We start from the raw sequence: 21,659 nt of genomic DNA, 5'->3' as shown, positions 1-21,659 counted from the left end.
ATAACGACCGCGGCCGCCGGATCTTTAGGGAAGTTTCACGCCGTTTTCGTCGAACCGCGCATCGACCGGCACGGTGATCGCGGGCTGCGGCATCGGCGTGCCGCCTGCGGCTGCATTCAGCCCGAAGACGAAGGCGAGGACGGTCGCGATCGCCATGTACAGGTCGTCGCGAACCTCCTGGTTCTCCTTGCTCGTATAATAGACGGCACGCGCGAGCAGCGGATATTCGAGCACGGGTACGCGGGTCTCCGCGGCGAGTTCGCGGATCGCCAGCGCGGTCGCGCCGCGGCCCTTGGCGACGACGACGGGAACCTGGTCCTTGCCGCGGTCGTAGCGGAGCGCGACCGCGAAATGCGTCGGGTTGGTCAGGATGACGTGCGCCTCGCCGACCGCCTTCCGCATGTTGCCGCTGGCCATTGCGCGCATCTTGGCGCGCTGCTGACCCTTGGCCTCGGCATTGCCCTCATTGTCCTTGTGCTCGTCCTTCACCTCCTGCTTCGACATGCGCATCTTGCCGAGGCGGCGGATGATCTGGATCGGCACGTCGATCCCGGCGATCGCGACGAGCCCGAATGCCATCGCGATCAGGATCGACGAGAAGGTCCCGCCGAGCGTCGTCAGCGCCTGGTTGAGATCGGCGGACGAGGCGAGCCCCATCGTCGTATGCGAGGCCTGCCACAGCATCCAGCCGCCGATCGTGCCGAGCAGCGCGACCTTCAGCAGCGACTTGCCGAGCTCGATCCAGCCGGTCGGGCCGAAGATCCGCTTGAGCCCCGAGGCGGGGTTGATGCGCGTGAACTTGGGCGCGAGCAGCTTGCCGTTGAAGCCGAGCGAACCGAGCCCCGCCTGGCTGAGCACTGCGGCGACCAGGCTGACCACGAACAGGGTGACCAGCGACGGCGCAAGCTTCCACCCCGCTTCCTGGAGCGGGCGCCAGGGCGAGAAATCCTCGACGTCCGCGCGCCCGAACTGGAAGCTCGACGCCATCACCGCCTTGCACGCGGCGATCAGCGAGGGGCCGGCATAGATCAGCCAGGCGACGCCCGCGAGCATGCTGAGCGCGGTCGCGAAGTCGCGCGAGCGGAGGATGTCGCCCTTCTCGACCGCATCCTTCTTGCGCTTGTCGGTCGGGGCTTCTGTCTTTTCGCCGAATTCGTCCGCCATCAGCCGAGCACCAGGCTCTGCGTGGCTTCGAGGCCTTCGCGGATGATCACGACCATATAGTCGCCCATCGCCGGGAAGCCGACCGCGAGCGCGACGACACCGACCGCGAGGCTCGCGGGCAGGCCGACCGAGAACAGGTTGAGCGCGGGTGCTGCGCGGCTGATCATGCCGACGACGATGTTGAGGCACAGCAGCAGGAAGCCGACCGGCAGCGCGAGCAGCAGACCGGCGAGAAACGCATAGCCGCCGAAGAACGCGATCCCCCGCAGCCGGTCGACGCCGAGCCATGCGGCGCCGGGCGGCATCACGTCATAGCTTTTGACGAGCATCTCGACGAGCACCAGGTGCCCGTCCATCGACAGGAACAGCAAGGTCAGCATGATCGAGAAGAACTGGCCGAGCGCGGGGCTCGACCGGCCGTTCTGCGGATCGACCGAGGATGCAAAACCGAGGCCCATCGACCCGCCGATGATCTCCGCGGCGATCACCGGCGCGGCAAACGCGATCTGCAGCACGAAGCCGAGCGCGAGCCCGACCAGCGCCTCGGCGGCGACCGCGAGCACGGTCGCCGTCGCGAAGATCTGCTGTGGCGGCTGGACCGGGTGCGCGGCGAGCACGAGGAAGCCGATCGCGCCCGACAGCGTGACGCGGACCGTGACGGGCACCGACACGTTGCCGAACACCGGCGCGGCGATGAACGTCGCGCCGATCCGCACCATGACGAAGATCAGTGCCCAGAGCTGCGGCTCGATCGAGAGGCCGAAGCCGAGCACCTGCCTATTTCACCAGATCGGGGATGCGTTCGAAGATGCTGACGGTGAAGTCGCTCAGCAGCCCGAGGATCAGGCTGCCGAAGATCATGATCGACACCGCGACGACGAGCAGCTTGGGCACGAACGACAAGGTCTGTTCGTTGATCGACGTCGCCGCCTGGATCATGCCGAGGATCAGCCCTGCCAGCAGCGCCGGGATCAGGATGGGCGCGCTGGCGAGCGCCAGCACCCACATCGTCTGGTTGGCGATGGTCAGGAAATATTGCGCGTCCATGGCTTATGATGCTTCCGTTCGCCCTGAGCCCATCGACTGCCTGGAAGGCAGGCGTTCGAGCTGAAGTCGAAGGGCCTGGGGCTCATGTGCTTCGACTGCGCTCAGCACGAACGGGAGTGTGGGTGCATCCACCGGGTCAGGTCGCGAACGAGTTGGCGAGGCTGCCCATTGTCAGCGCCCAGCCGTCGACGAGCACGAACAGCAGCAGCTTGAACGGCATCGAGATGATCGTCGGCGACAGCATCGCCATGCCGAGCGACATCAGCACGGTCGCGACGACGAGATCGATGACGATGAACGGCAGGAAGATCAGGAAGCCGATCTGGAACGCGGTCTTGAGCTCCGAGGTGACGAACGCCGGCAGCAGGACCGAGAAGGGGATGTCGCGCGGCGACGCATAGGGGCCCGACTTCGCCATCTCGGCGAACATCGTGACGTCCTTGATCCGCGTCTGCTTGACCATGAACGCGTGGAGCGGGACGCCCGCGGTGGTGATCATCTGCGTGCCGGCGAGCTGGCCCGCGGCATAGGGCTGGATCGCGGTTGTGTTGATCTGGGTGATCGTCGGCGCCATGATGAAGAAGCTGAGGAACAGCGACAGGCCGAGCAGCACCTGGTTGGGCGGCGTCTGCTGCAGGCCGAGCGCCTGGCGCAGGATTGCCAGCACGATGATGATCCGCGTGAAGCTGGTCATCATCAGCAGGATGCCCGGCAGGACCGTGAGCAGCCCCATGATGATGAGGACCTGCAGCGACAGCGACAGCGAGCCGCTCTGCCCGCTATTGCCCGCTGCCTGGCCGCCGAGCTGGCCGAGCGCGCGGTCGACCGCGTCGCCGACCGCGGGGCTGGCAGGGGCGGGGACGGCCTGCGCGAAGGCCGGCATGGCGAGGAACAGGGCGACCAGCAGCGCGAGGCCGACCCACAGCCACGCAGCGCCACGCGACTGCGTCCTGGCCTCTACAGCGGTAATCAGCGCCGGGCCCGAACCCTTGCGCGTAACGATCAGGCTCATGCGTCGACCTTGTCGATCAGGTGCACGCCGCCGCGACCGACCGAGACGAGCAGCCGGCGGCCCTCGAAATCGATCACCGCGAGGCGCAGGCCCGGCGAGATCATCATCGTTTCCTTGACGCCGATCAGCCGCGACGTGGGCTTGCCGGGCATCCGGCTCTCGAACTTGCGCCACAGCAGCAGACAGCCGACCATCAGCCCGCAGACGAGCGGCAGGAGGATGACGAGTTTCAGGATATAGGACCAGAGCATCGGATCAGCCGCGCGCCGCGAGCGATTTGTCAGGGCTGACCAGCTCGGTCATCCGCACCCCGAACCGCTCCCCGACGGTGACGACCTCGCCACGACCGATCAGCGTGCCGTTGACGAACACGTCGAGCAACTCGTTGGCCTGGCGATCGAGCTCGATCACGCTGCTCTCGCTCAACGCGAGCAGTTCGCGCAGCGTCAGGCTGGTCGAGCCGATCTCGACGGTCAGCTTGACGTCGACGTCCTGGAGCAGCCTGAAATTGGCGGCCACGGCGGCGTCGACCGGAAAAGTACCGGCCATGTCGGTCATGCTGCGAATCCTTCGTCGATACGGGTAATGGAGGTGAGCTGGATGGCCGCGAAGCCGTTGGACGTGCCGACCGTGCCGCAGCCGAGCCGATCGTTGCCGACCATCACGGGGACGTCGCCCGAGATCGTGATCGGGATCACGTCGCCGGGTTTCAGGTCCATCAGCATCTGCAGCGACACGACGGGTTCGGCGAGCACCGAGCGGATCGGGAAGCGGATGTTCATCGCCGCGCGCGTCAGCTCGTTGCGCCAGGCCGGATCGGGCTCGGCGGTCTTGCCGAGCACCTTGGTGGTGAGCGACGGCGCGTGCGGCTTGAGCGCGGTGACCGGATAGACGAGGTCGAGAAAGACCGGCTTGCCCGCCCCCGTCGCCAGTCCGAAGCGGGTGACGATCATCGCATCCTCGCCGTCGAGCTCGGCGATCATCGCCGGGTTCACCTCGACACGGGTCGGCTGGAACTCGAACCGCGCCATCGGCTCCCACGCGGTCTTGAGCGGGGTCGCGATCAGCTGGCCGATCCGCGCGATCATCGCCTCGCCCGCGGGCGAGAATTCGGCCGGCAGCACCGGTGGCACCGCGCCCGTTCCGCCGAAGAACAGGTCGAGCAGCTCGAGGATGAACCGCCCGTCCATCACGCACAGCGCCTGCGCGGCGCCCGGCGTCATCACCATCGGCAGCCAGGCGATCAGCCCGTCGCCGCGCTCCGCCCGGTAATCGGCAAAGCGCTGGACGACGAGTGGCTCGGCCCAGCTGCGCACTTCCTGGCGCAGCATCGGCTCGAACACGCCGCGCAACGTCCGCGCGAACCGGGCGGACAGATGCTGCAGCGTGTGCAGGTCGCCGAAGGGATTGAGCTTGGCCGACCCCAGCATGCCCGAATGGGCCGCCTGGGGACGATCGCGCTCGCGCCGCTCGCGCATCGTCGTTTCTGGGGGGGCGTTAACCATGCCTCACTGAACGACGAAACTGGTAAAGTAAACGTTACCGATCCCCCCGAAACCTTCCTTCTGCTTGAGCGTCGCGTTGATCGCCTTGGCCAGTTCACCCTGCAATTTGCGCTTGCCCTGCGCGGTGAAGACCTCGTCTTCGGTCGCCTCGCCGAGCGCCATCAGGATCGCGGAGCGGACCGCGATCTCGTTGGTCTTGAGATGGTCGATGACGCTGTTGTCATAGGGCGTCGAGACGGCGACGCCGACCTGGATAAAGTGCGCGCTGTCCTGGAGGTTGGCGGTAAATTCCTTCTCCAGCGCATAATAGGTCGACGCATAGCGGTCGCCGCCCTCGCCCGCAGGCGGCGCCATGCCGTGATTCTCGGGTGCGGCATCCTCGCCGCCGCCATGCCCGCCGCCTTCGCCGTCCCCTTCGGCCCCGGCGGACTTCTGCTCGCTTTTCGGAATGAGCTTCGGCTTGCCGTCATCGGCCGCGGCATGGCCGCCGCCGATCAGCCCCGCGCTCGAGGCATAGACGCCAGCCCCGACGCCGCCGCCCACTAGGACGAGCAGCGCGACGCCGCCGATGATCATCTTGCCCATCTTCCCCTTCTTCTTGGGCATGGGGGCTTCGGTCTTGTCGCTCATCTAGGCAGTCCTTCGGGTCAGGCGAGTCGGGTGTCGGTGGGATCGGTATCGGCGGCGGTCGCGGTTCCGGCGCGGGCGCGCGCAGGCGCCGAAGGCTGGTGCGGCGTCGCAGCTCGCTGCTGCTGCTGCTGGCCGGCGCCGGTATCGACGCTGCCCTGCGACAGCTTCAGCCCACGGGCATCGGCGAGTTCGGCGAGCCGGGGTTGCGCCTCCTGCAACAGGCTGCGCGTGGCGGCCTGTTCGGCGGCGAAATGCACGTGCAGCGTGTCGCCGTCCTTGCGGACCGAAACGTCGATCGTGCCGAGCGCATCGGGGATCAGGCGGATCCGCGTGTCGGTCGCGTTTGCCGCGTCGCGCAGGATGTCGATCCGCTCGATCATCGCGCTCGGCCAACGGTCTTGGCGCATGTCGAGCGGCGGCTGTGTCGAGATGCCCGGGGTGGCGGTCATGACCGGGGCGAGCGCTCCGAGGGTCGGCGCACCGCCGGGTTCGTCCGGCTCGTCACGCCGCCGCGACGCGGCCTGGATCGCCGCGCCGAACACCTGCGCTGCCGAGGCGATGGTGCCGGGCTGGAGCGGCGACTGGGCCTGAGGCTGGCCCTGCGGTTGCTGCGGGGCATTGGCCGCTGTGATCCTGCGCGAGTCCTCGACCGAACGGGCGAGCGCATCCGCCTCGATCATCGTCGGCACGGCGGTCATAGTGGACGCGACCGGTGCAGACGTATCAGGCGCAAGAATGGCGGCAATCGACAGGGCGGGCGGGGCCGGAGCGATGCCGGATTGCAGCGGCGCGGCGTCGGTGATGTGCGGCGGCGGCGGCGCGGGCGCTGGCGCGCGTGGGGCGATGGGGATTGCGGAGGGCGTGGTTGCAGGGCCGAGGGTTTTCGGGGTCTCGGTCAGGCCGGCGGATGGCGCGGCGGGCGCGGGCAAGGGCGGGGGGGCAGCATCTGCGACGGCCGCAGTCACCGGCACTGGAACAGGCTCCGGTACTGGCACCGCGAGCAGCGGCATGGCGATGGGGGTCGGTGCGGTTGGCGTTGCGACGAGCGGCGCCTGCTCGGCGTCGGTGGAAGGCTGCTCGGTATCGGCAGGTTCGGACGCCGGATCCGCACCGTCGCGCGTGGCCGCACGAAGGCTGGCGCGAAGCGCGTGGTTCGGCAGCGGCGGCGTGCTCTGTAGGGGCGCAAATTCGGGCGGCGGCGCTGGCGGCAGATCGGGTCCGAGCGCCGCGGGCGATGCGCCGTCCGGGTGTGGCGGCAATGATGGCGTCGCACCGACCGGGAGGCCGTCAGAGCCAGGCGGCAGGGACATGGCCGGCTCGCCTGCGACCGGCAAGGGATTGCCGTCGGCGGCGAGCGGCTGCCGCGCCGGGTTCGCCGTCACGGTCGCGGCAGGCAGGAGCGGCACCGCGTCACGGCGTCCCGCGGCGTCGATCACTCCCGCCAGCGCCACGCCGAACGCTGCCGTCGGCTCCGCACTACGCGTGGCGGGTGCGGCGGGCGCGGCAGGGGACGGGGTAAGCGCAAGCGCGGGCTGGATCATGCAGTCTCTCGGATACGAGCGTGTCGCACCGCACTCAGCAAGGATCGTGCCGGATCGTCCTGACCGAGGGAGCCTCTTCGAGCGCACGAAGTTCCTTCAGCGCGGCATCGGCCTGTGCGCGCGCGATGAGTTTTTCGACCGCGCTCTGGTCGCGCTGTGCGGCGCGGGTCGCGTCGGTGGCGCGCGCGACCTGATATTCCGCCGACCGGACGCGCTCGATCGCGGCGTCGGCGGACTGTTGCAGGCGTTCGCGGTAATGCGCCGACGCCCCCAGCGAAACCGCGACCGCGGTCTGTTCCACGGGAGCGACGGCGGCGGCCAGACCGGAAATCCGGGTGGACAGTGCCTGTTCGCTCGCGGCCTTGTCGTGCGCGCGGGCTTCGTCGGCGCGGGTCAGGCCGAGCTGCAAGGTCCGGACGCGGTGGATCCGTGCCAGCGTCTTGGCGCGGGCGTCAGCCACCGAAGACACCGACCAGCTCGGCGACCGAATCCGCCAGCGACACCTTCTCGTCCGAGTCTTGGCGGATATACTCCATGATCGCGCCGTGGCAGGCGATCGCATTGTCGATTGCCGGGTCGGCACCCGCACGATAGGCGCCCATCAGCACGAGGTCGCGATTCTCCTCATAGGTCGCCAGATTGCGGCGCAGCACGCGCGCGGCCCGGACATGCGCCCCGTCGGCGATGTCGGTCATGACGCGGCTGACCGACGGGCCGATGTCGATCGCCGGATAGACGCCGCGCTCGGCCAGCTGACGGCTCAGCACGATATGCCCGTCGAGGATCGAGCGCGCCGAATCGACGACCGGGTCGTTGCCGTCATCGCCGTCCGCCAGCACGGTATAGATCGCGGTGATCGACCCGCCGGTATGGACGTCGACGCCCGCGCGCTCGATCAGGTTCGGCAGCATCGCGATGGCGGACGGCGGATAGCCGCGTGCGGAGGCGGGTTCGCCGAGCGCGAGGCCGATCTCGCGGCCGGCATGCGCGACGCGGGTCAGCGAATCCATGATCAGCAGGACCTTCTTGCCCTCGTCGCGAAACCCTTCGGCGATCGCGGTGGCGCGCAGCGCGCCGCGGATGCGGAGCACGGGCGAGTGGTTGGCGGGCACCGCGACGACGACCGAGCGCGCGCGGGCGGCGCCGGCGACCTTGGTCTCGAGAAAGTCGGCGACCTCGCGGCTGCGTTCGCCGATCAGCCCGATGACGATCACGTCGGCCTGTGCGGCGCGGACGATCATGCCGAGCAGCACCGACTTGCCGACGCCCGACCCCGCCATGATGCCGACGCGCTGACCCTGGCCGATCGTCAGCAGGCCGTTGATCGCGCGCACCCCCACGTCCATCGGCTGAAGCACGCGGCCACGGTCGAGTGGCGATTGGAGCTTGCCCGCGAGCGGCCAGCGGCCGGCCCCGCGGATCGGACCGAGGCCGTCGATCGGCTTGCCCGCGCCGTCGACGACGCGACCGAGCAGCGCTGCGCCGACCTCGGCCTCGCCCGGAGGGCCGATCGGTTTGACCGGCGCGCGCGGCAAGAGCGCGGCGGGACCGCCGAGGTTCATCATCAGCGTACGCCCGTTACGAAAGCCGATCACCTCCGCCTCGACGCTCGCGCTGCCCTCACCGACCTTGCACACGGTGCCGACGGGCAGGGTCAGCCCGACCGCCTCCATCAGCAGCCCGTCGAACGAGGCGAGCCGGCCCGACACCCTGGGGGCCGCGACGAAATCAGCGTTGCCGAGCGTTTCGAGATAGTCGGCTGTAAAGCGATTCAGCACTCAGGCGGCTTTCGCGGGCACCGCGACGCGGTCGATCGCGCTGGCGAGCTGGTCGAGCCACATGGCGGGGCCGTCCTCGACGATCGTCGACGCGCTTTCGAGCACGAAGCTGCCGCGGGCGACATTGGGGTCGCCGGCGGCAAAGATCGACTTGGGCAGCGTGCCTTCGATCAGCGCGACGTCGTCGGGATGCAGGCGCAGCAACGCGGCCTCGGCGGAATCGGCGAGCAGTTCGGTCGCGGATTCGATCCGTCCGGCGAGCAGATCGGGCGAGATGCCGATCTCGCCGACCAGCTTGCCGACCAGCAGCAGGACGGTCTGACGAAGCTGCGTCGCGACCCGGTCGCGGTCGAGCCGGTCGGTGGCGAGCGCGGCGGCGAGCGAGGCGAGCAGCGCCTGGTCGCGCGCGGCATTCCCCTGTGCCACCGCGGCTGCGGCGGCGAGGCCCTCGGCATAGCCCGCGGCATGCGCGGCGGCGAGCGGATCGAGAAAACTCTCGGTCTCGCTGGCGGGGTCGAGCGGATCCCAGCCCTCCGTCGGATTGCTGTCCTTGTCGGCGGGACTGAAATGCTTCGGCCCGGTGGGCGGCGCGGTCGGGGCCGACATAGGCGTGGGCGTGGCACCCTGCGGCGCGAACCCGGTCGCGCGGCGCGGCGCGGCGGCGACACGATCGCGGATATCGGCCGCCGCAAAGCCCATCGGCGGCGCGAAGGCGTGCGCGAGCAGCTGCGCCGCGGTGTCGTGGCGCGCGGCGAAACCCGCGACGAAACCGGATGCCCCGACAAACTTAGACATAATCGTCCTCGCCTCCGCCCATCATGATCGTGCCGTCCTTGGCGAGCCCGCGCGCGGTCGCGATCATCGCCTTCTGCGCCTCGAGCACCTCGGCGAGCCGCATCGGTCCGCGCGACTCCATCTCGTCGCGAATGCCGTCGGCGGCGCGCGCCGACATGCAGCCGAGGAAGCGGTTGCGCACCGCCTCGTCGACGCCCTTGAGCGCCTTGGTGAGGATCTCGCCATCGACGTTGCGGATCAGCGTGCCCAGATTCTTGTCGTCGAGCTCGAGCAGGTTGTCGAACACGAACATCGCCTCCTCGATCGCCTTGGCGACGTCGCGGTCGATCTTGAACAATTTGGGCATGACGCGCTGTTCGGTCGCCTTGCGCGCGCCCGACAGGATCTTGGCCGCCTCGCGCGTGCCGCCCAGCGTCACGCCCTGGCCGCTCGACCCGGTGCCGGTGCGGTTGGCGAGCAGCGTGCGCAGCGTGTCGACCGCCTCGGGCGTGATCGGCCCGAGCCGGGCGATGCGGTGGAGGATGTCGGGCTGGACCGCATCGGGCATCAGTTCGAGCACCTGGCCGCCGACCGACGCGTCGAGATTGGCGATCAGCACCGCGGCGATCTGCGGATGCTCCTTCTCGATCATCGCGGCGATCTCGCTCGCATCGAGCCAGTCGAGCAGTTCGAGTTCGCACGCCGCCTCGGCCGGGGTGATCCGCGCGAGCACGCTCTCGGCCTTTTCGCGGCCGAGCGCGCGGTTCATCACCGCTTCGATCTTGGGACGGGGGTCGAAGCCGATCGTCGTGCGCTCGCGTGCGCGGTCGACGAAATCGTCGAGCACCGTCTCGACCTCCTGCTCGGAGACATCGGCGACCTTGAACATCGCCGCGCCAAGCTGACGAACCTCCTCCGGGTCGAGCTTCTGAAGGATCGCGGCGGCTTCGTCCTCGCCCACCAGCATCATCAGCACGGCGGCACGTTCCACGCCGGTATAGGTGCGCAAGCCCTCCATCAGCGTGCATCCGCCTTGATCATGTCGCGCACGGCGAGCGCGGCGCGGGTCGGATTGTCGCGCGTGAAGCCGCGGACCGCGCCGACCCGCTCGTCATAGCCGCGCGAGCTTTCGAGCTGGTCGAGGCTGACCGGGGGGACGACGACCGGACCGGTCAGGGCCTCGGCATCCTCGCCCTCGGCACCCTCGATCGTCTGGCCGAAGGCGGGCCGCGAAGTCGCGTCCTCGCGCTTCTTCATCAGCGCCTTGGCGATCGGGCGAACGCCGAGGAGCAGGACGAGCAGCGCGATGACGATCGCGGTTCCGTTGCGCGCGAGTACCGGCAGCCACGCATTGTCGTACCAGGCGGGGCCGGTATCGGCGGCGGCATCGGCGCCGGCGAACTTGCGGCTGATCACCGTCACATTGTCGTTGCGCGTCTGGTCGAAGCCGACCGCGCTCTTCACCAGGTCGGTGATCTGGTTGATCTCCATCGCGGTGCGGCGCGTCTTGTCGGGATCGCGGAGCAGCACCGCGACCGACAGGCGCTTGACGCTGCCCGGGGTGGCGCGGGTCACCGACACCTCGCGGCCCAGGTCATAGGCGCGCTGATACTGGTCGGACTGCTTCATCGCGTCGGGGGCGGGGCCGCCGGCGACGGGCTGCGGCATGCCGGGATTGCCGGTCGCGGGCTGCGGTGCCTGGAGCGTGCTGGCCGCGGGCGGCGTGTTGCTGAGCGCGCCGGGGATGCCGCCCGGGGTCGCGGCGCCGTCCTTCTGGTTGCCGGTCCAGTTGCCCGTTTCGGCCCGCAGCACGCCCTGCTTGTCATAGCTCTCGCGCGTCGCCTGGGTCTCGTCGAGATTGACGTCGGCCTGGACCTCGGCGGTGAAGTTGCCGGCCCCCACCAGCGGGGTCAGCAGCTGGATCAGCTGGGTGCGGTACTTGTCCTCGACGCGACGCTGGATCTCGATCCGCTTGTCGCCCGCCGCGCCGACGCCGTCGACGCCGCCCGGCTTGGTCAGCAGCGCGCCCATCTGGTCGACGATCGTCACCGAATCGGGCTTCATGCCGGGTACCGACGATGCGACGAGGTTGATGATCGAGGCGACCTGTGCGTCGCTCAAGGACCGGCCACCCTGCAGTTTCAGGATCACCGAGGCAGAGGGTGCGGCATTGTCGCGGACGAACACCGAGGCTTCGGGCGTCGCGAGATGCACGCGCGCCTCGGCTACCGCGTCGATCTCCTCGATCGACCGGGCGAGCTCGGATTCGCGCGCCTGGCGCAGGCGTTCGCCTTCCACCGCGCGGCTGACGCCCATCGGCAGCTGGTCGAGGATCGCGTAACCACCGGGTGCCGCCTTGGGCAGGCCCTGGCCGGCGAGCAGCATCCGCGCGCGCGAGTAATCCTCCTCGGCGACCGTCAGCGAACCCGTCGAATCGTCGATCCGGCTCTTGATGTTCGCCGTCGTCAGCGCGGAGGTGACCGCGGCCTTGTCGGCATCGGGCAGGTTGGTGAACAGCGTCTTTTGCGTCGGCGAGGACAGCGTCATCCACGCGAGCGCGGCGGCGGCGATCAGGCCGATCATCAGCACCATCGGCAGCGAGCGGCGTACCGCGGGCTGCGCGAAGGCGGACTTTATCTGTTTGAGCGGGTTAGCGAATTTCTCGGGGAGGCCATTGGCCGACGAAGCGGGGATGAGGGCAGTGCTCATATCATTACACCGGCATGCTCATGATGTCCTCGTAGGCGGACAGGAGTTTGTTGCGGACCTGCAGCGTCGCCTCGAACCCGACCGACGCCTGCTGGCGCGCGAGCATCACTTTGGCGATGTCGACGGTCTCGCCGCGCTCATAGCTTTCGCTGAGCTTGGCGGCCTGGGTCTGGCCCTCGTTCACGCTCTTCAGCGCGGTTTCCATCGTGTCGCCGAAGCTGACGGGTTTCGTCTCGGTCGGCGCGACCATCGGGCCGGTCTGGCTGGCACGCGCGAGCGCCTGGTTGCGCTCGAGAATCTGCGAGCGCAGCGCCATGACGCGGTCGACGCTCATCGCGCCGCCGCCGATTCCGCTGACGCCGCTCATGCCGACATCACCCGGGCGAAGTCCTCACCCTGTTCGCGCGCCTTGGCGAGGCGGTAGCGCAGCGTGCGTTCCGAGATGCCGAGCCGGCGCGCGGTCTCGATCCGGCTGCCGCCGCAGGCCTTCAGCGTCTCGCGGATCGCGGCGAACTCGCTCATCTGGACGATGGTGCCCAGCGTGTCGGTCGGCGTTTCGGCGGGCGTCTCGGCAACGGGCACGAGCGGTTCGGCGATGGGCGCGACGACCGGCGCGGGGCGCGGGGCGAAGGTCATCGTCACCGGGCGATCGAACAGGATATGGCTCGCCTCGATCGTGTCGCCGCCGCAGAACAGCAGCGCGCGCTGGATCACGTTCTCGAGCTCGCGGACATTGCCCGGCCAGTCGTGCAGCATCAGTGCCTCGATCGCCGCGCGCGACGGCCAGGGAATGACGTTGCGGTTGCCGGCATGGCGCAGGATCATCGTCGCGGCGAGCGCAGGGATATCCTGCGGCCGCTCGGCGAGCGACTTGGTGGTCAGCGGGAACACCGCGAGCCGGTAATAGAGATCGGCGCGGAACCGGCCGGCGGCGACCTCGCCCTGCAGATCGCGGTTGGCGCAGGCGATGACGCGGACGTCGATCGGCTGCGGCACGGTCGCGCCGAGCGGCACCACCTCCCGCTCCTGCAGCACGCGCAGCAGTTTGGCCTGCAGCGTCAGCGGCATCTCGGCGATCTCGTCGAGCAGGATCGTGCCGCCGTTCGCGGCGCGGAAAAAGCCCTCGCCGCCCGACGATGCGCCGGTGAACGCGCCCTTCTGGTGGCCGAACAGCATCGCCTCGAGCATCGATTCGGGGAGGGCGGCGCAGTTGATCGCGATGAACGGGCCGGCCTTGCGCGGCGAACCATTGTGGATCGCGCGGGCGAGCACTTCCTTGCCGGTACCGGTCGGGCCGTTGATCAGCACGGTGATGTCGGCGGCGGCAACGCGCTCGGCCAGCGCCAGCAGTGCGAGCGATTCGGGGTCGGCGGCGGTCGGCATGTCGGGCCCGCCGATCAGCGCGCGGGCAAAGCCGTTGCCGACCGCGGTATCCTCGGCGGCGAAGCCGATCCGCGCGGGCGCGCCGTTGCGCGACGGGGTGACGCTGCGGCCTTCGGAGCCGATCACGACGGTGCGCGCGGGGTAGGCGACGGCCTCGCCCTCGGCGACGAGGAACAGGTCGTTCGCGCCCGGCTGTGCGGTGTCGAGCGATCCGATCCCGAAGCCCTGCGCACGCAGGGACGAGACGAGCGCATATTTGCGCGCCGTGACGGCAGCGGATGGAAAGATCGAGCGCATGAAGTCCCCCTGTGACGATTCGGGAATGCGGCCTTGAGGGTAAAGGCGCGGTTAAATCGTGCCGCGTCGCGGCAAACTATTTCCGGGCGCGTTCGCGCGCGCGTGTACGGGAGCGCGCCACGCCGGTGCGCGAGGGGCGGATTTTTTTCCCTAAAGCCCGGCGCAGGCCGGCCGTTACCCATCCTGACGGCTCGGTCCTTCGCCACGGGGGCGGCGGGGTAGCCGGCATGAAGGAGTTTGATCATGAGTGTTATTGCGACGAACGTCTCGGCACTGCGCGCCGCCAATGCTTCGACCAGCGCGTCGAACATGCTGTCGACCGCGATGGAGCGCCTGTCGACCGGCAAGCGGATCAATTCGGCCAAGGATGATGCGGCCGGTCTCGCCATCTCGACTTCGATGACGGCGCAGGTCCGCGGCATGAACCAGGGCATCCGCAACGCCAATGACGGCATCTCGATGGCGCAGACGGCCGAAGGCGCACTCGACGAAGTCACCAACATGCTGCAGCGCGTTCGTGAGCTCGCCGTGCAGTCGTCGAGCGGCACCTACAGCGCCGAAGACAAGACGAACATCCAGGCGGAAGTCACGGCGCTGACTGCGCAGATCACGAGCACGCTCGCAAATACCGAATTCAACGGCAACAAGTTGTTTGACGGTACCACGGGGGCCGCTGGCGTCGTAACTATTCAGGCTGGCGCCAACGCTGCCGACAAAGTCAGCCTCACGCTGACCAAGCTGACCGACAATACCACGATCACGGCGGCGACGGCGCTCAACCTGGGGACCGCAACGGATAATAGCGCGATTGCTACCGTCGATGCGGCTCTGGACACTATCACGACCGCACGCGCCGGTCTGGGTGCAGGCCAGAACCAGCTCCAGTCGGCGGTCAACAACCTGACGTCCAACTCGACCAACCTGTCGGACGCCAAGAGCCGCATCGAGGACGCCGATTTCTCGGCCGAGACAACCGCGCTCGCCAAGGCGCAGATTCTGAGCCAGGCGTCGACCGCGATGCTGAGCCAGGCGAACCAGAGCCAGCAGGGCGTGCTGAAGCTGCTTCAGTAATCCGATCCCGGCGCCGGCACCGGCCCCCGATCGGGTGCCGGCGCCAGTCGGATCGCCCCCCGGTAACGGGGCGCAGCGAACCCCGGTGGCCTCATGGCCGCCGGGGTTTTGCGCGTTGGGGCGGCGGCGGGTTGCGCGCGCGAGCGCGTTGTCTGACGCTATGGTCTTGATGGCGATCGGGCAGGGGGCGGGTATCCGCGCGGCGGCATGATCCGCAGGCCGCGGTTCGGCGGCATTCGGTCGTCGCATCTGGATTATCCTCCCCCCTGGCGGGGGAGGAACAGGATCGGCTTGCGGTCAGACCTTGCGGGCGAGTGCGCGTTTCAGTTTGGCGTGGGCGGAGGCCTTGATCTGGCAGACGCGGGCGGCGCCGATGTCGAAGACGGCGCCGATCTCCTCGAGGTTCATTTCCTCGACATAATAGAGCTGGATCACCTGCGCCTCGCGTTCGGGCAGCGCGGTGATCGCGGCGATCAGCGCGTCGCGCAGGTCGCTGTCGGCGAGCTGTTCGAACGCGTCGGGGGTGTCGTCGGCGAACCATGGCATGTCGTCGGCATAGACCTCGTCGATCGAATCGAACCGGATCGCGTCCGCGGTCACATAGTCGCTGCGCAGCTTGTCGATGCTGACGCCGATATGCTGGGCGATCATGGCGTCTCCGGGGGCGTTGCCCGTCTGGGCGGTGAGCGTGGAAATGGCTTCGGCATATTGCCGGCGGCGGCGCATCGCGCCGCGCGTCGTCGTCGCCTGGCGCCGCAGTTCGTCAATCATCGCGCCACGCAGGCGGGTCGCGACATAGGCCTTGAACGGCGTGCCGCGCTCCTCGAACCCGGCCGCCGCCTCGACCAGCGCGACGAGGCCGACCTGCACCAGATCCTCGACCTCGACGATGCTGCTCATGCTGCCATGCACGTGCCACGCGATCCGGCGGACCATGGCGAGATGCTGTTTGACGAGCTGGTCGGGGTCGCCGCCGGGGCGTTGCTGGGGACGATAGGTGAGGGGCCCCGTCGGAATTTCGCCGGCGCGCGCGGGGCGGGCCTTGTCGAACGCCGCGGTCATCGGTTCGGCGCTCATGCGGCCAGTGCCTGCTGCGGTGCGCCGATGACCGCGACGACCTCGACCGCCTTGTCCTCGGGCACTTCAAAGAACGACATCACCGGTGTGTCGGGCAGGCAGGTGCGGACCAGCTTGCGGATCGCGAGGCGGATCGCGGGCTGGACGACGAGTGCGAACGGCTTGGCCTCGGCGATCAGCGGCTGCGCGGCGTTCTGCAACGCCTCGACGATGCGGCGGCCGAGATCGGGTTCGATGACATGGCGGCGCGACTGGTCGGCGCGCATCGCCTGGCCGAGCAGCCCTTCGAGATGCCCCTCGAGCGTCATCACGCGGAGCGGCTCGCGCATCCCGCACAGCTTCTGGATGATCAGTGCGCCGAGACGCGGGCGGATCAGTTCGATGATCTCCTCGGCATCCTGGCTGCGCTGGGCGGCGACCGCGATCGCGGCGGCGATGCTGCGGAATTCCTTGAGTGGAATGTTCTCGGCGAGCAGCCCCTTGAGAACCTGGGTCAACGTGGTGATCGGGATCGGCGCGAGCGCGGTGACGAGTTGCGCCGCGCGCTCCTTCAGCCCGTCGAGCAATGCCTGGACCTCGTCGGGGCCGAGCAGTTCTGACGCGTTCTGGCCGAGCAGGTGGTTGAGGTGCGTCGCGACCACGGTGCCGGGATCGACGACGAGATAGCCAGCCCCGGTCGCCGCATCCGCGTCCGCGGTCGAGATCCAGGTCGCGTCGAGCCCGAAGGTCGGATCCTTGGTGGTCTTGCCGATCAGCGAGCCGAACGCCTGGCCGGTGTCGAGCGCGAGCATGTCGTCGGGCGACACGCTATCTTCGCCGACGACGACGCCGTTGACGATGATGCGGTAGACATAAGGGGCAAGATTGATGTCGTCGCGGACGCGGACCTGCGGCACGACAAAGCCCAGTTCCTTCGACAGCTGGCGACGGACGCCGGTGATGCGGCCCATCAGCGGCGATCCGCGGCGGTCGTCGACCAGCGGCACGAGGCCGTAGCCGATGTCGAGATTGACCTGCATGCCGTCGGTGACCTCGTCCCAGCCGATCTTCGACTGGTCGATCGCCTCGACGGGGGCGATGACGACGGGGGCGGGGCGACGCTCGATCTGGCGCAGCTTCCAGGCTGCAAACCCGGCGATCGCGGCGGCGGGCAGGATGACCATGTGCGGCATGCCGGGCAGTACGCCGAGCAGCGCGAGGATGACCGCGACCGGCGTCCAAGTGCGCGGGGATCCGAACTGGCCGCCGATCTGGCCGGCAAGATCCTTGTCCGAGGTGACGCGCGTGACGATCGACGCCGCGGCGATCGACAGCATCAGGCTCGGCAGCTGCGCGACGAGCGCGTCGCCGATCGCGAGCAGAATGTAATTGTGCGCGGCGTCGGCGATCGACATGCCGTGGCTGACCGGACCGAGAATCAGCCCGCCGATGATGTTGGCGGCGAGGATCAGCATCGCGGCGACCGCGTCGCCCTTCACGAACTTCGACGAGCCATCCATCGAGCCGTAGAAATCGGCCTCGGTCGACACCTCGATACGGCGTGCCTTCGCCTCGTCGGGGGTGATCAGGCCGGCGTTCAGATCGGCGTCGATCGCCATCTGTTTGCCGGGCAGCGCGTCGAGCGTGAAGCGCGCGCTGACTTCGGAGACGCGGCCCGCACCCTTGGTGACGACGATCATGTTGATGATCATCAGGATCGCGAAGACGAAGATGCCGACGACGTAATCGCCGCCGATCAGGAAGGTGCCGAACGCCTCGATGACGTGACCCGCCGCGCTCTCGCCCTCATGGCCGTGGACGAGCACGATACGCGTCGAGGCGACGTTGAGGCCGAGGCGGAACAGCGTGGCGAACAGCAGCACGGTCGGGAAGGCGGAGAAATCGAGCGGCTTCTGCGCGTTCAGGGCGACCATCAGCACCGCAAGGCTGATCGCGATGTTCGCGACGAAGAAGATGTCGAGCATGAATGCCGGGATCGGCACGACCATGACGAGCACGAGCATCAGGATCGCGAGCGGCAGGACCGAGGCACGGGCGTTGGAGAGCAGGCGGTTCATTGGTTCAGCCCCCCATCTTAGCGAGCATCAGATAGGCGAGCCGCGCGGTGTCGGGCGTCGGTCGCAGCAGGCTTGCCGAATTCTGGCCTGCATTGAACCCGGCGTTCCGGGTGCCGAACCGGCCAATCGTCGACGTCGCCCAGGCGAGCGCGTCCTCGGCGCTTTCATTGTTGCCGGTGACGACCGTGCTGCCGTCCATGTCGAGCGCCTGCGCGGCGAACTGGACCGAGCCGGTCGTGGCCGAACCGGTAGCACCCGCGGCGGCGGCGCCGAGCTTCGTCGAGAATCGCTCGTAGATTGCCGACAGCGAGCGCGGCGTACCGTTGGACTCGTAGAAGACGCCGCGATTTGCGCGCGCGGCGGAAGGGAACAGCGCGGCGCCGCTCGCGTCGGGATTGGCCTGCATCGTCGTCAGGAACTTCGACGCGCCGCCGAGCCCCAGGAAATGCGCCATGTACAGATCGGTGCCGGTCGCGGTGCGGCCGAGCTTGCCCTCGAGCGCGTCCTTGTTGTCCGACGCATGTTCGGCCGCCATCATCGAGGCGGCGGCGGGATCGTTGCGCAGCGCGAGAATCGCCTGACGCGTGCCCGCATCCGCAACGCCCAGATGCCCGCCCGACGACTGGCCGATGCTGTCGGCTGCCCAGCCGAGCCCGTGCTCCGCGCCGTGCTTCTTGACGACCGCGAGCCAGCTCTGTTCGATGAACTGGTACAGACCCGACGCGCTCGACGTGCCCGCCTTGGCATTGGCGTTAAGCCCGCTTTCGAGCTTCGCCTGGCCGAGCAGATAGTCGAAATCCACGCCCGTCTTGCTGCTCGCAAGCGCGATCGCGGACTGGATCCGGCCGGTAGTGATAGGATTGACGGTCATCCCGCGAGTAATGTCCCTGTTTCAGGACACTACACAGCAAGGGGCGTGCCAGATCTTGCCCGGCCGCGCGGATCAGGCGTAGGCCGCACCCATGCGCGGGCGATAGCCGGCAATGCCGCCCTCGCCGGTCAAGGTTTGCAGGCGGCGGCGGACATTTGCCGCCATCAGGTTGGTATAGATGCGGCAGGTTTCGTTGAGGCGGTTCGCCTCGTCCGCCAGCTCGCGCAATTCGGGACCGGCAGGGCCGGTACCGAGCGTCGCGACCGCATTGATGCCGTCGAGCTTTTGCGTCGTCGCGCGCTCCAAGCCGGCGACATCGTTGGATTTCAGCGCCGCAATCTCGGCATGCAGCGCGTCGATCACGCGCACCAGGGCGTCACGCCGGGTCATTCGGTGCCCATTCCAGTTTGAAGGCGAGGAGCCGGTCGGCGATCGTCGCGGGCAGGATCGGGAAGGTGCCGTTGGCGACCGCCTTCTTCACCGCGGCCACGCGCGCTTCGTTGATCGGGGCGGCGGCGGCCATCGTCCGCGCGAGCGCAATCGACGAGGTTGCCGAGGGTTCGGCCTCGACCGCACGGTCGGGCGCCTGCGCCAGAGGCTGGGCGGATGGCTGAACAGGCGTCGTCGCGGCGATGCGCGCGACGCTGCGCTCGCCTCCCGTCAACGGCTTTGAGCCGATCGATTCCACCATGTCTGCACCCTCTGGTTCTTGCTGACAGAGGGAGAAACGGCCGGCGTGCGAAAAGCTTTAACAAAATTAATTCGTCCAGCCGGGCAGCGTCGCGCGGCCGCTGGCGACCGCGATCGCCTGGACCGGCGTGCGGGTGTCGTCGACCTTGACCATGAAGCGTGCGCCGGGGGCGGCATCCGCCAGCGCGACGCCCTCGCGACTGATCGAAAAGCCGTCGGTGCCAGCCTCGATCACGATCGGATCGCCGCGGCGGATGACGGGGGCGGCCTTCACGACCGGGGCATAGGCCGCACGGGTCGTGACGGGCGTCGCGCCGGGGGCCGAGGCTGGGCGGATGACGGGGACGAAGATGCGCCAGGCGGGGCCCGCACAGGCGACGACCACCGCGTCATGCGCTTCGGTCCGCCACGACATCGCGACGGTCGGGCACGTCGCGAGCCGCAACCGCGAATCGACCGTCGTCCGCGCGCCACCCTCGGCACCGATCGGCCGGCCGGTGAATGCCGAGACCGCGCGATCGAGTGCGGCGATATCCTGGAAGCCGGCGGACGGCGCACCGGCAGCGATCATCAACAGGGCGAGCATCATGAGGGGGTCCTTGGCGGTTCGCCGACAAAGGCTTGGGTGACGATGGCGGCGCGGCGGCCGGTGGTCGGCGAGGTCGCGAGCGTCACGCGGCCGGGGGCGACATGGGCGATCGCGGCCGCGACGGCGCGGGCACGGTCCGAGGCGAGGATCGCCGCGCTGCGCGTGACGGGGTCGACATCGCCGCGCGAGCCGTCGACCGATCCGGTGACGGTGATCTGGACGCGCGGGTCCTGCACCGCGTCGCGCGCCCAGGCCGCCAGCGCGTCGGGTGACGTCGGCAGCGCGGCCGAACCGACCGCGAAGTCGAGCATGCCGGCCGCCGCAACGGGCAGGGCCGTGGGTTGGGCCACTGCACGTGGCGCGGAAGGGGCGAGCGATCTCGGCCGCGCTGTGTCGACGGTTGGCGTTACGGAGGCGCCGAAACCCTCGCGCAACCCGGCCGCCAGCGCGCGGGGCGCGAGCGGACGGGTACCTGCGGTCTGCGTGGCCTGGAGGAGCACGAAGAAGCCGACCAGCAGCAGGGCTAGATCGGCGAGCGTGATCAGCCAGAGCGGACGCCCGGGCTGCGGCTCGGGATAATCACCGACCGTCATGCGACGCTCATCAACGGTGCGCGTGGGGCCTCGCGCGCGGCGAGCGCGACCAGTGGCGCCTCGATCCGGGCACGTTCGAACGCCTCGTTGCGGCCTTGCGCGCGCAGGCGGTTGGCGACCGGCATGAAGACGAGGTTGGCGAGCAGCGCGCCATAGAGCGTCGCGAGCAGCGCGATCGCCATCGCGCCGCCGATCGCGGTCGGATCGCTCATCGTCGCGAACATCTGCGCGAGCCCGATCAGCGTGCCGACCATGCCCATCGCGGGCGCGAGTTCGGCGGCACCTGCCCAGACCTCGGCGGCGGCGACGTGGCGTTCGATCCGCACATGGCGGCGATGCCGGATCAGCAGTGCCACGTCGCTGGCGGTCGCGCCGTCGACGATCGCCGCGATACCGGCGGCGATGTCGGGATCGGCGACGACCGTGCGGTCGAGCGCCATCGCGCCGTGGCGCTGGGCGATGCGGCCGAGCGCGACGATCTGCTGGAGCAGCGCATCGCCGTCGAGCCGGGCGCGGCCGAGCGTCTTCAGCGCCGCGATCGCGCGGACCAGATCGCGCAGCGGTGTCCGCAAGGCGACGCCAAGGATCGTGCCGCCGCCGACGATGGCGAGGGCAGCAGGGTCGAGCAGATGGGCGAGCGTGATCATGTCCCGCAAGTCGTTGCAAGGGCCGGGCCAGTTCGCGATCCCCCGGTGAGCGGACTCGCGCGGGCCGGTGGTGTGCCGGCTGCGCGACGGGTCGGCACCATGCCTGCCGGCGCGCTTGCCGCCACCTCTGCCGGGGCGGCAAGGCGTTGCCGGCCGGGTTGCCGCGTGCTTGCCGCCGGGCGGCAAAGCGGCATTATCCGGTCGGCGAGCGCCAACTGGCACGG

General features: G+C 69.0%; 25 protein-coding genes. 1 reads left to right on the top strand and 24 read right to left on the bottom strand.

From position 1 onward, the window contains the following. Positions 1–24 precede the first annotated feature (24 nt). From flhB to FHY04_RS06435, 16 genes are all read right to left on the bottom strand, one after another. The gene (flhB, locus tag FHY04_RS06510) at positions 25–1,164 is read right to left on the bottom strand and encodes a flagellar type III secretion system protein FlhB (protein WP_037528692.1); all 1,140 of its coding nucleotides are present in this window, start codon (positions 1,162–1,164) and stop codon (positions 25–27) included. Next, positions 1,164–1,937, bottom strand: coding sequence for a flagellar biosynthetic protein FliR (gene fliR, locus FHY04_RS06505; protein ID WP_159512196.1), 774 nt, complete (start codon positions 1,935–1,937; stop codon positions 1,164–1,166). Before fliR ends, flhB begins: the two co-directional genes overlap by 1 nt. Before the next feature lie 4 nt (positions 1,938–1,941). After that, the gene (gene fliQ, locus FHY04_RS06500; protein ID WP_031395965.1) at positions 1,942–2,211 is read right to left on the bottom strand and encodes a flagellar biosynthesis protein FliQ; all 270 of its coding nucleotides are present in this window, start codon (positions 2,209–2,211) and stop codon (positions 1,942–1,944) included. Positions 2,212–2,347: 136 nt separating this feature from the next. Further along, positions 2,348–3,223, bottom strand: coding sequence for a flagellar type III secretion system pore protein FliP (gene fliP, locus FHY04_RS06495; RefSeq protein WP_037528688.1), 876 nt, complete (start codon positions 3,221–3,223; stop codon positions 2,348–2,350). Beyond that, the gene (locus FHY04_RS06490; protein WP_031394023.1) at positions 3,220–3,474 is read right to left on the bottom strand and encodes a flagellar biosynthetic protein FliO; all 255 of its coding nucleotides are present in this window, start codon (positions 3,472–3,474) and stop codon (positions 3,220–3,222) included. The genes fliP and FHY04_RS06490 overlap by 4 nt, the downstream gene beginning before the upstream one ends. Before the next feature lie 4 nt (positions 3,475–3,478). Continuing rightward, entirely contained in the window at positions 3,479–3,781 is a 303-nt protein-coding gene (fliN, locus tag FHY04_RS06485; protein ID WP_031394024.1) for a flagellar motor switch protein FliN, read from the bottom strand. Beyond that, complete coding sequence (locus FHY04_RS06480; RefSeq protein ID WP_183935887.1) at positions 3,778–4,728, bottom strand: flagellar motor switch protein FliM; 951 nt, start codon at positions 4,726–4,728, stop codon at positions 3,778–3,780. The genes fliN and FHY04_RS06480 overlap by 4 nt, the downstream gene beginning before the upstream one ends. 3 nt (positions 4,729–4,731) lie before the next feature. Next, a complete protein-coding gene (gene fliL / locus FHY04_RS06475) occupies positions 4,732–5,358 on the bottom strand; it encodes a flagellar basal body-associated protein FliL (RefSeq protein WP_183935886.1) in 627 nt (208 codons plus the stop codon). 17 nt (positions 5,359–5,375) lie between these two features. Then, positions 5,376–6,899 carry a flagellar hook-length control protein FliK gene (locus tag FHY04_RS06470; RefSeq protein WP_183935885.1) on the bottom strand — a complete coding sequence of 508 codons (1,524 nt, stop codon included), beginning with the start codon at positions 6,897–6,899 and terminating at the stop codon, positions 5,376–5,378. A 34-nt stretch (positions 6,900–6,933) separates the two neighbouring features. Further along, positions 6,934–7,359: a hypothetical protein gene (locus FHY04_RS06465; RefSeq protein WP_183935884.1), complete on the bottom strand. Its 426-nt coding sequence runs from the start codon at positions 7,357–7,359 to the stop codon at positions 6,934–6,936. Then, positions 7,352–8,677 (bottom strand): FliI/YscN family ATPase, encoded by a 1,326-nt coding sequence (locus FHY04_RS06460; RefSeq protein WP_183935883.1) that lies wholly within the window; start codon positions 8,675–8,677, stop codon positions 7,352–7,354. Before FHY04_RS06460 ends, FHY04_RS06465 begins: the two co-directional genes overlap by 8 nt. Next, positions 8,678–9,472, bottom strand: coding sequence for a FliH/SctL family protein (locus FHY04_RS06455; protein ID WP_056673009.1), 795 nt, complete (start codon positions 9,470–9,472; stop codon positions 8,678–8,680). Continuing rightward, a complete protein-coding gene (fliG, locus tag FHY04_RS06450) occupies positions 9,465–10,469 on the bottom strand; it encodes a flagellar motor switch protein FliG (protein WP_031394705.1) in 1,005 nt (334 codons plus the stop codon). Before fliG ends, FHY04_RS06455 begins: the two co-directional genes overlap by 8 nt. Beyond that, positions 10,469–12,160, bottom strand: a complete 1,692-nt coding sequence (gene fliF, locus FHY04_RS06445) for a flagellar basal-body MS-ring/collar protein FliF (RefSeq protein WP_183935882.1) — start codon at positions 12,158–12,160, stop codon at positions 10,469–10,471. The genes fliG and fliF overlap by 1 nt, the downstream gene beginning before the upstream one ends. Positions 12,161–12,164: 4 nt before the next feature. Continuing rightward, entirely contained in the window at positions 12,165–12,527 is a 363-nt protein-coding gene (fliE, locus tag FHY04_RS06440; protein WP_183935881.1) for a flagellar hook-basal body complex protein FliE, read from the bottom strand. Then, positions 12,524–13,840: a sigma-54-dependent Fis family transcriptional regulator gene (locus FHY04_RS06435; RefSeq protein ID WP_183935880.1), complete on the bottom strand. Its 1,317-nt coding sequence runs from the start codon at positions 13,838–13,840 to the stop codon at positions 12,524–12,526. The genes fliE and FHY04_RS06435 overlap by 4 nt, the downstream gene beginning before the upstream one ends. Before the next feature lie 243 nt (positions 13,841–14,083). Here FHY04_RS06435 and FHY04_RS06430 point away from each other — a divergent pair, with 243 nt between their 5' ends. Further along, entirely contained in the window at positions 14,084–14,911 is an 828-nt protein-coding gene (locus FHY04_RS06430; protein ID WP_159512022.1) for a flagellin, read from the top strand. 297 nt (positions 14,912–15,208) lie between these two features. Here the strand turns inward: FHY04_RS06430 and FHY04_RS06425 are convergent, their stop codons facing one another. The 8 genes from FHY04_RS06425 to FHY04_RS06390 all read right to left on the bottom strand — a co-directional run bounded on the left by FHY04_RS06425 (position 15,209) and on the right by FHY04_RS06390 (position 21,435). Beyond that, positions 15,209–15,988: a FliA/WhiG family RNA polymerase sigma factor gene (locus tag FHY04_RS06425; RefSeq protein ID WP_183935879.1), complete on the bottom strand. Its 780-nt coding sequence runs from the start codon at positions 15,986–15,988 to the stop codon at positions 15,209–15,211. Further along, a complete protein-coding gene (gene flhA, locus FHY04_RS06420; RefSeq protein ID WP_183935878.1) occupies positions 15,985–18,045 on the bottom strand; it encodes a flagellar biosynthesis protein FlhA in 2,061 nt (686 codons plus the stop codon). The genes FHY04_RS06425 and flhA overlap by 4 nt, the downstream gene beginning before the upstream one ends. A 4-nt stretch (positions 18,046–18,049) precedes the next feature. Further along, complete coding sequence (locus FHY04_RS06415; RefSeq protein ID WP_183935877.1) at positions 18,050–18,916, bottom strand: lytic transglycosylase domain-containing protein; 867 nt, start codon at positions 18,914–18,916, stop codon at positions 18,050–18,052. A 72-nt stretch (positions 18,917–18,988) separates the two neighbouring features. Then, a complete protein-coding gene (locus FHY04_RS06410) occupies positions 18,989–19,306 on the bottom strand; it encodes a hypothetical protein (protein WP_031394268.1) in 318 nt (105 codons plus the stop codon). Then, complete coding sequence (flgM, locus tag FHY04_RS06405) at positions 19,293–19,607, bottom strand: flagellar biosynthesis anti-sigma factor FlgM (RefSeq protein WP_031394267.1); 315 nt, start codon at positions 19,605–19,607, stop codon at positions 19,293–19,295. Before flgM ends, FHY04_RS06410 begins: the two co-directional genes overlap by 14 nt. Before the next feature lie 66 nt (positions 19,608–19,673). Beyond that, complete coding sequence (locus tag FHY04_RS06400) at positions 19,674–20,195, bottom strand: flagella basal body P-ring formation protein FlgA (protein ID WP_311723915.1); 522 nt, start codon at positions 20,193–20,195, stop codon at positions 19,674–19,676. Beyond that, a complete protein-coding gene (locus FHY04_RS06395; protein ID WP_183935876.1) occupies positions 20,192–20,788 on the bottom strand; it encodes a flagellar motor protein MotB in 597 nt (198 codons plus the stop codon). The genes FHY04_RS06400 and FHY04_RS06395 overlap by 4 nt, the downstream gene beginning before the upstream one ends. Continuing rightward, positions 20,785–21,435, bottom strand: a complete 651-nt coding sequence (locus FHY04_RS06390; RefSeq protein ID WP_183935875.1) for a motility protein A — start codon at positions 21,433–21,435, stop codon at positions 20,785–20,787. Before FHY04_RS06390 ends, FHY04_RS06395 begins: the two co-directional genes overlap by 4 nt. Positions 21,436–21,659 lie beyond the last annotated feature (224 nt).

Origin of the sequence: Sphingomonas sp. BK481, from assembly GCF_014194875.1 — a bacterium.
GTDB lineage: Bacteria > Pseudomonadota > Alphaproteobacteria > Sphingomonadales > Sphingomonadaceae > Sphingomonas > Sphingomonas aerolata.
Note: the sequence above shows the minus strand (reverse complement) of the source record. Positions and strands in the feature narration are given on the sequence as shown.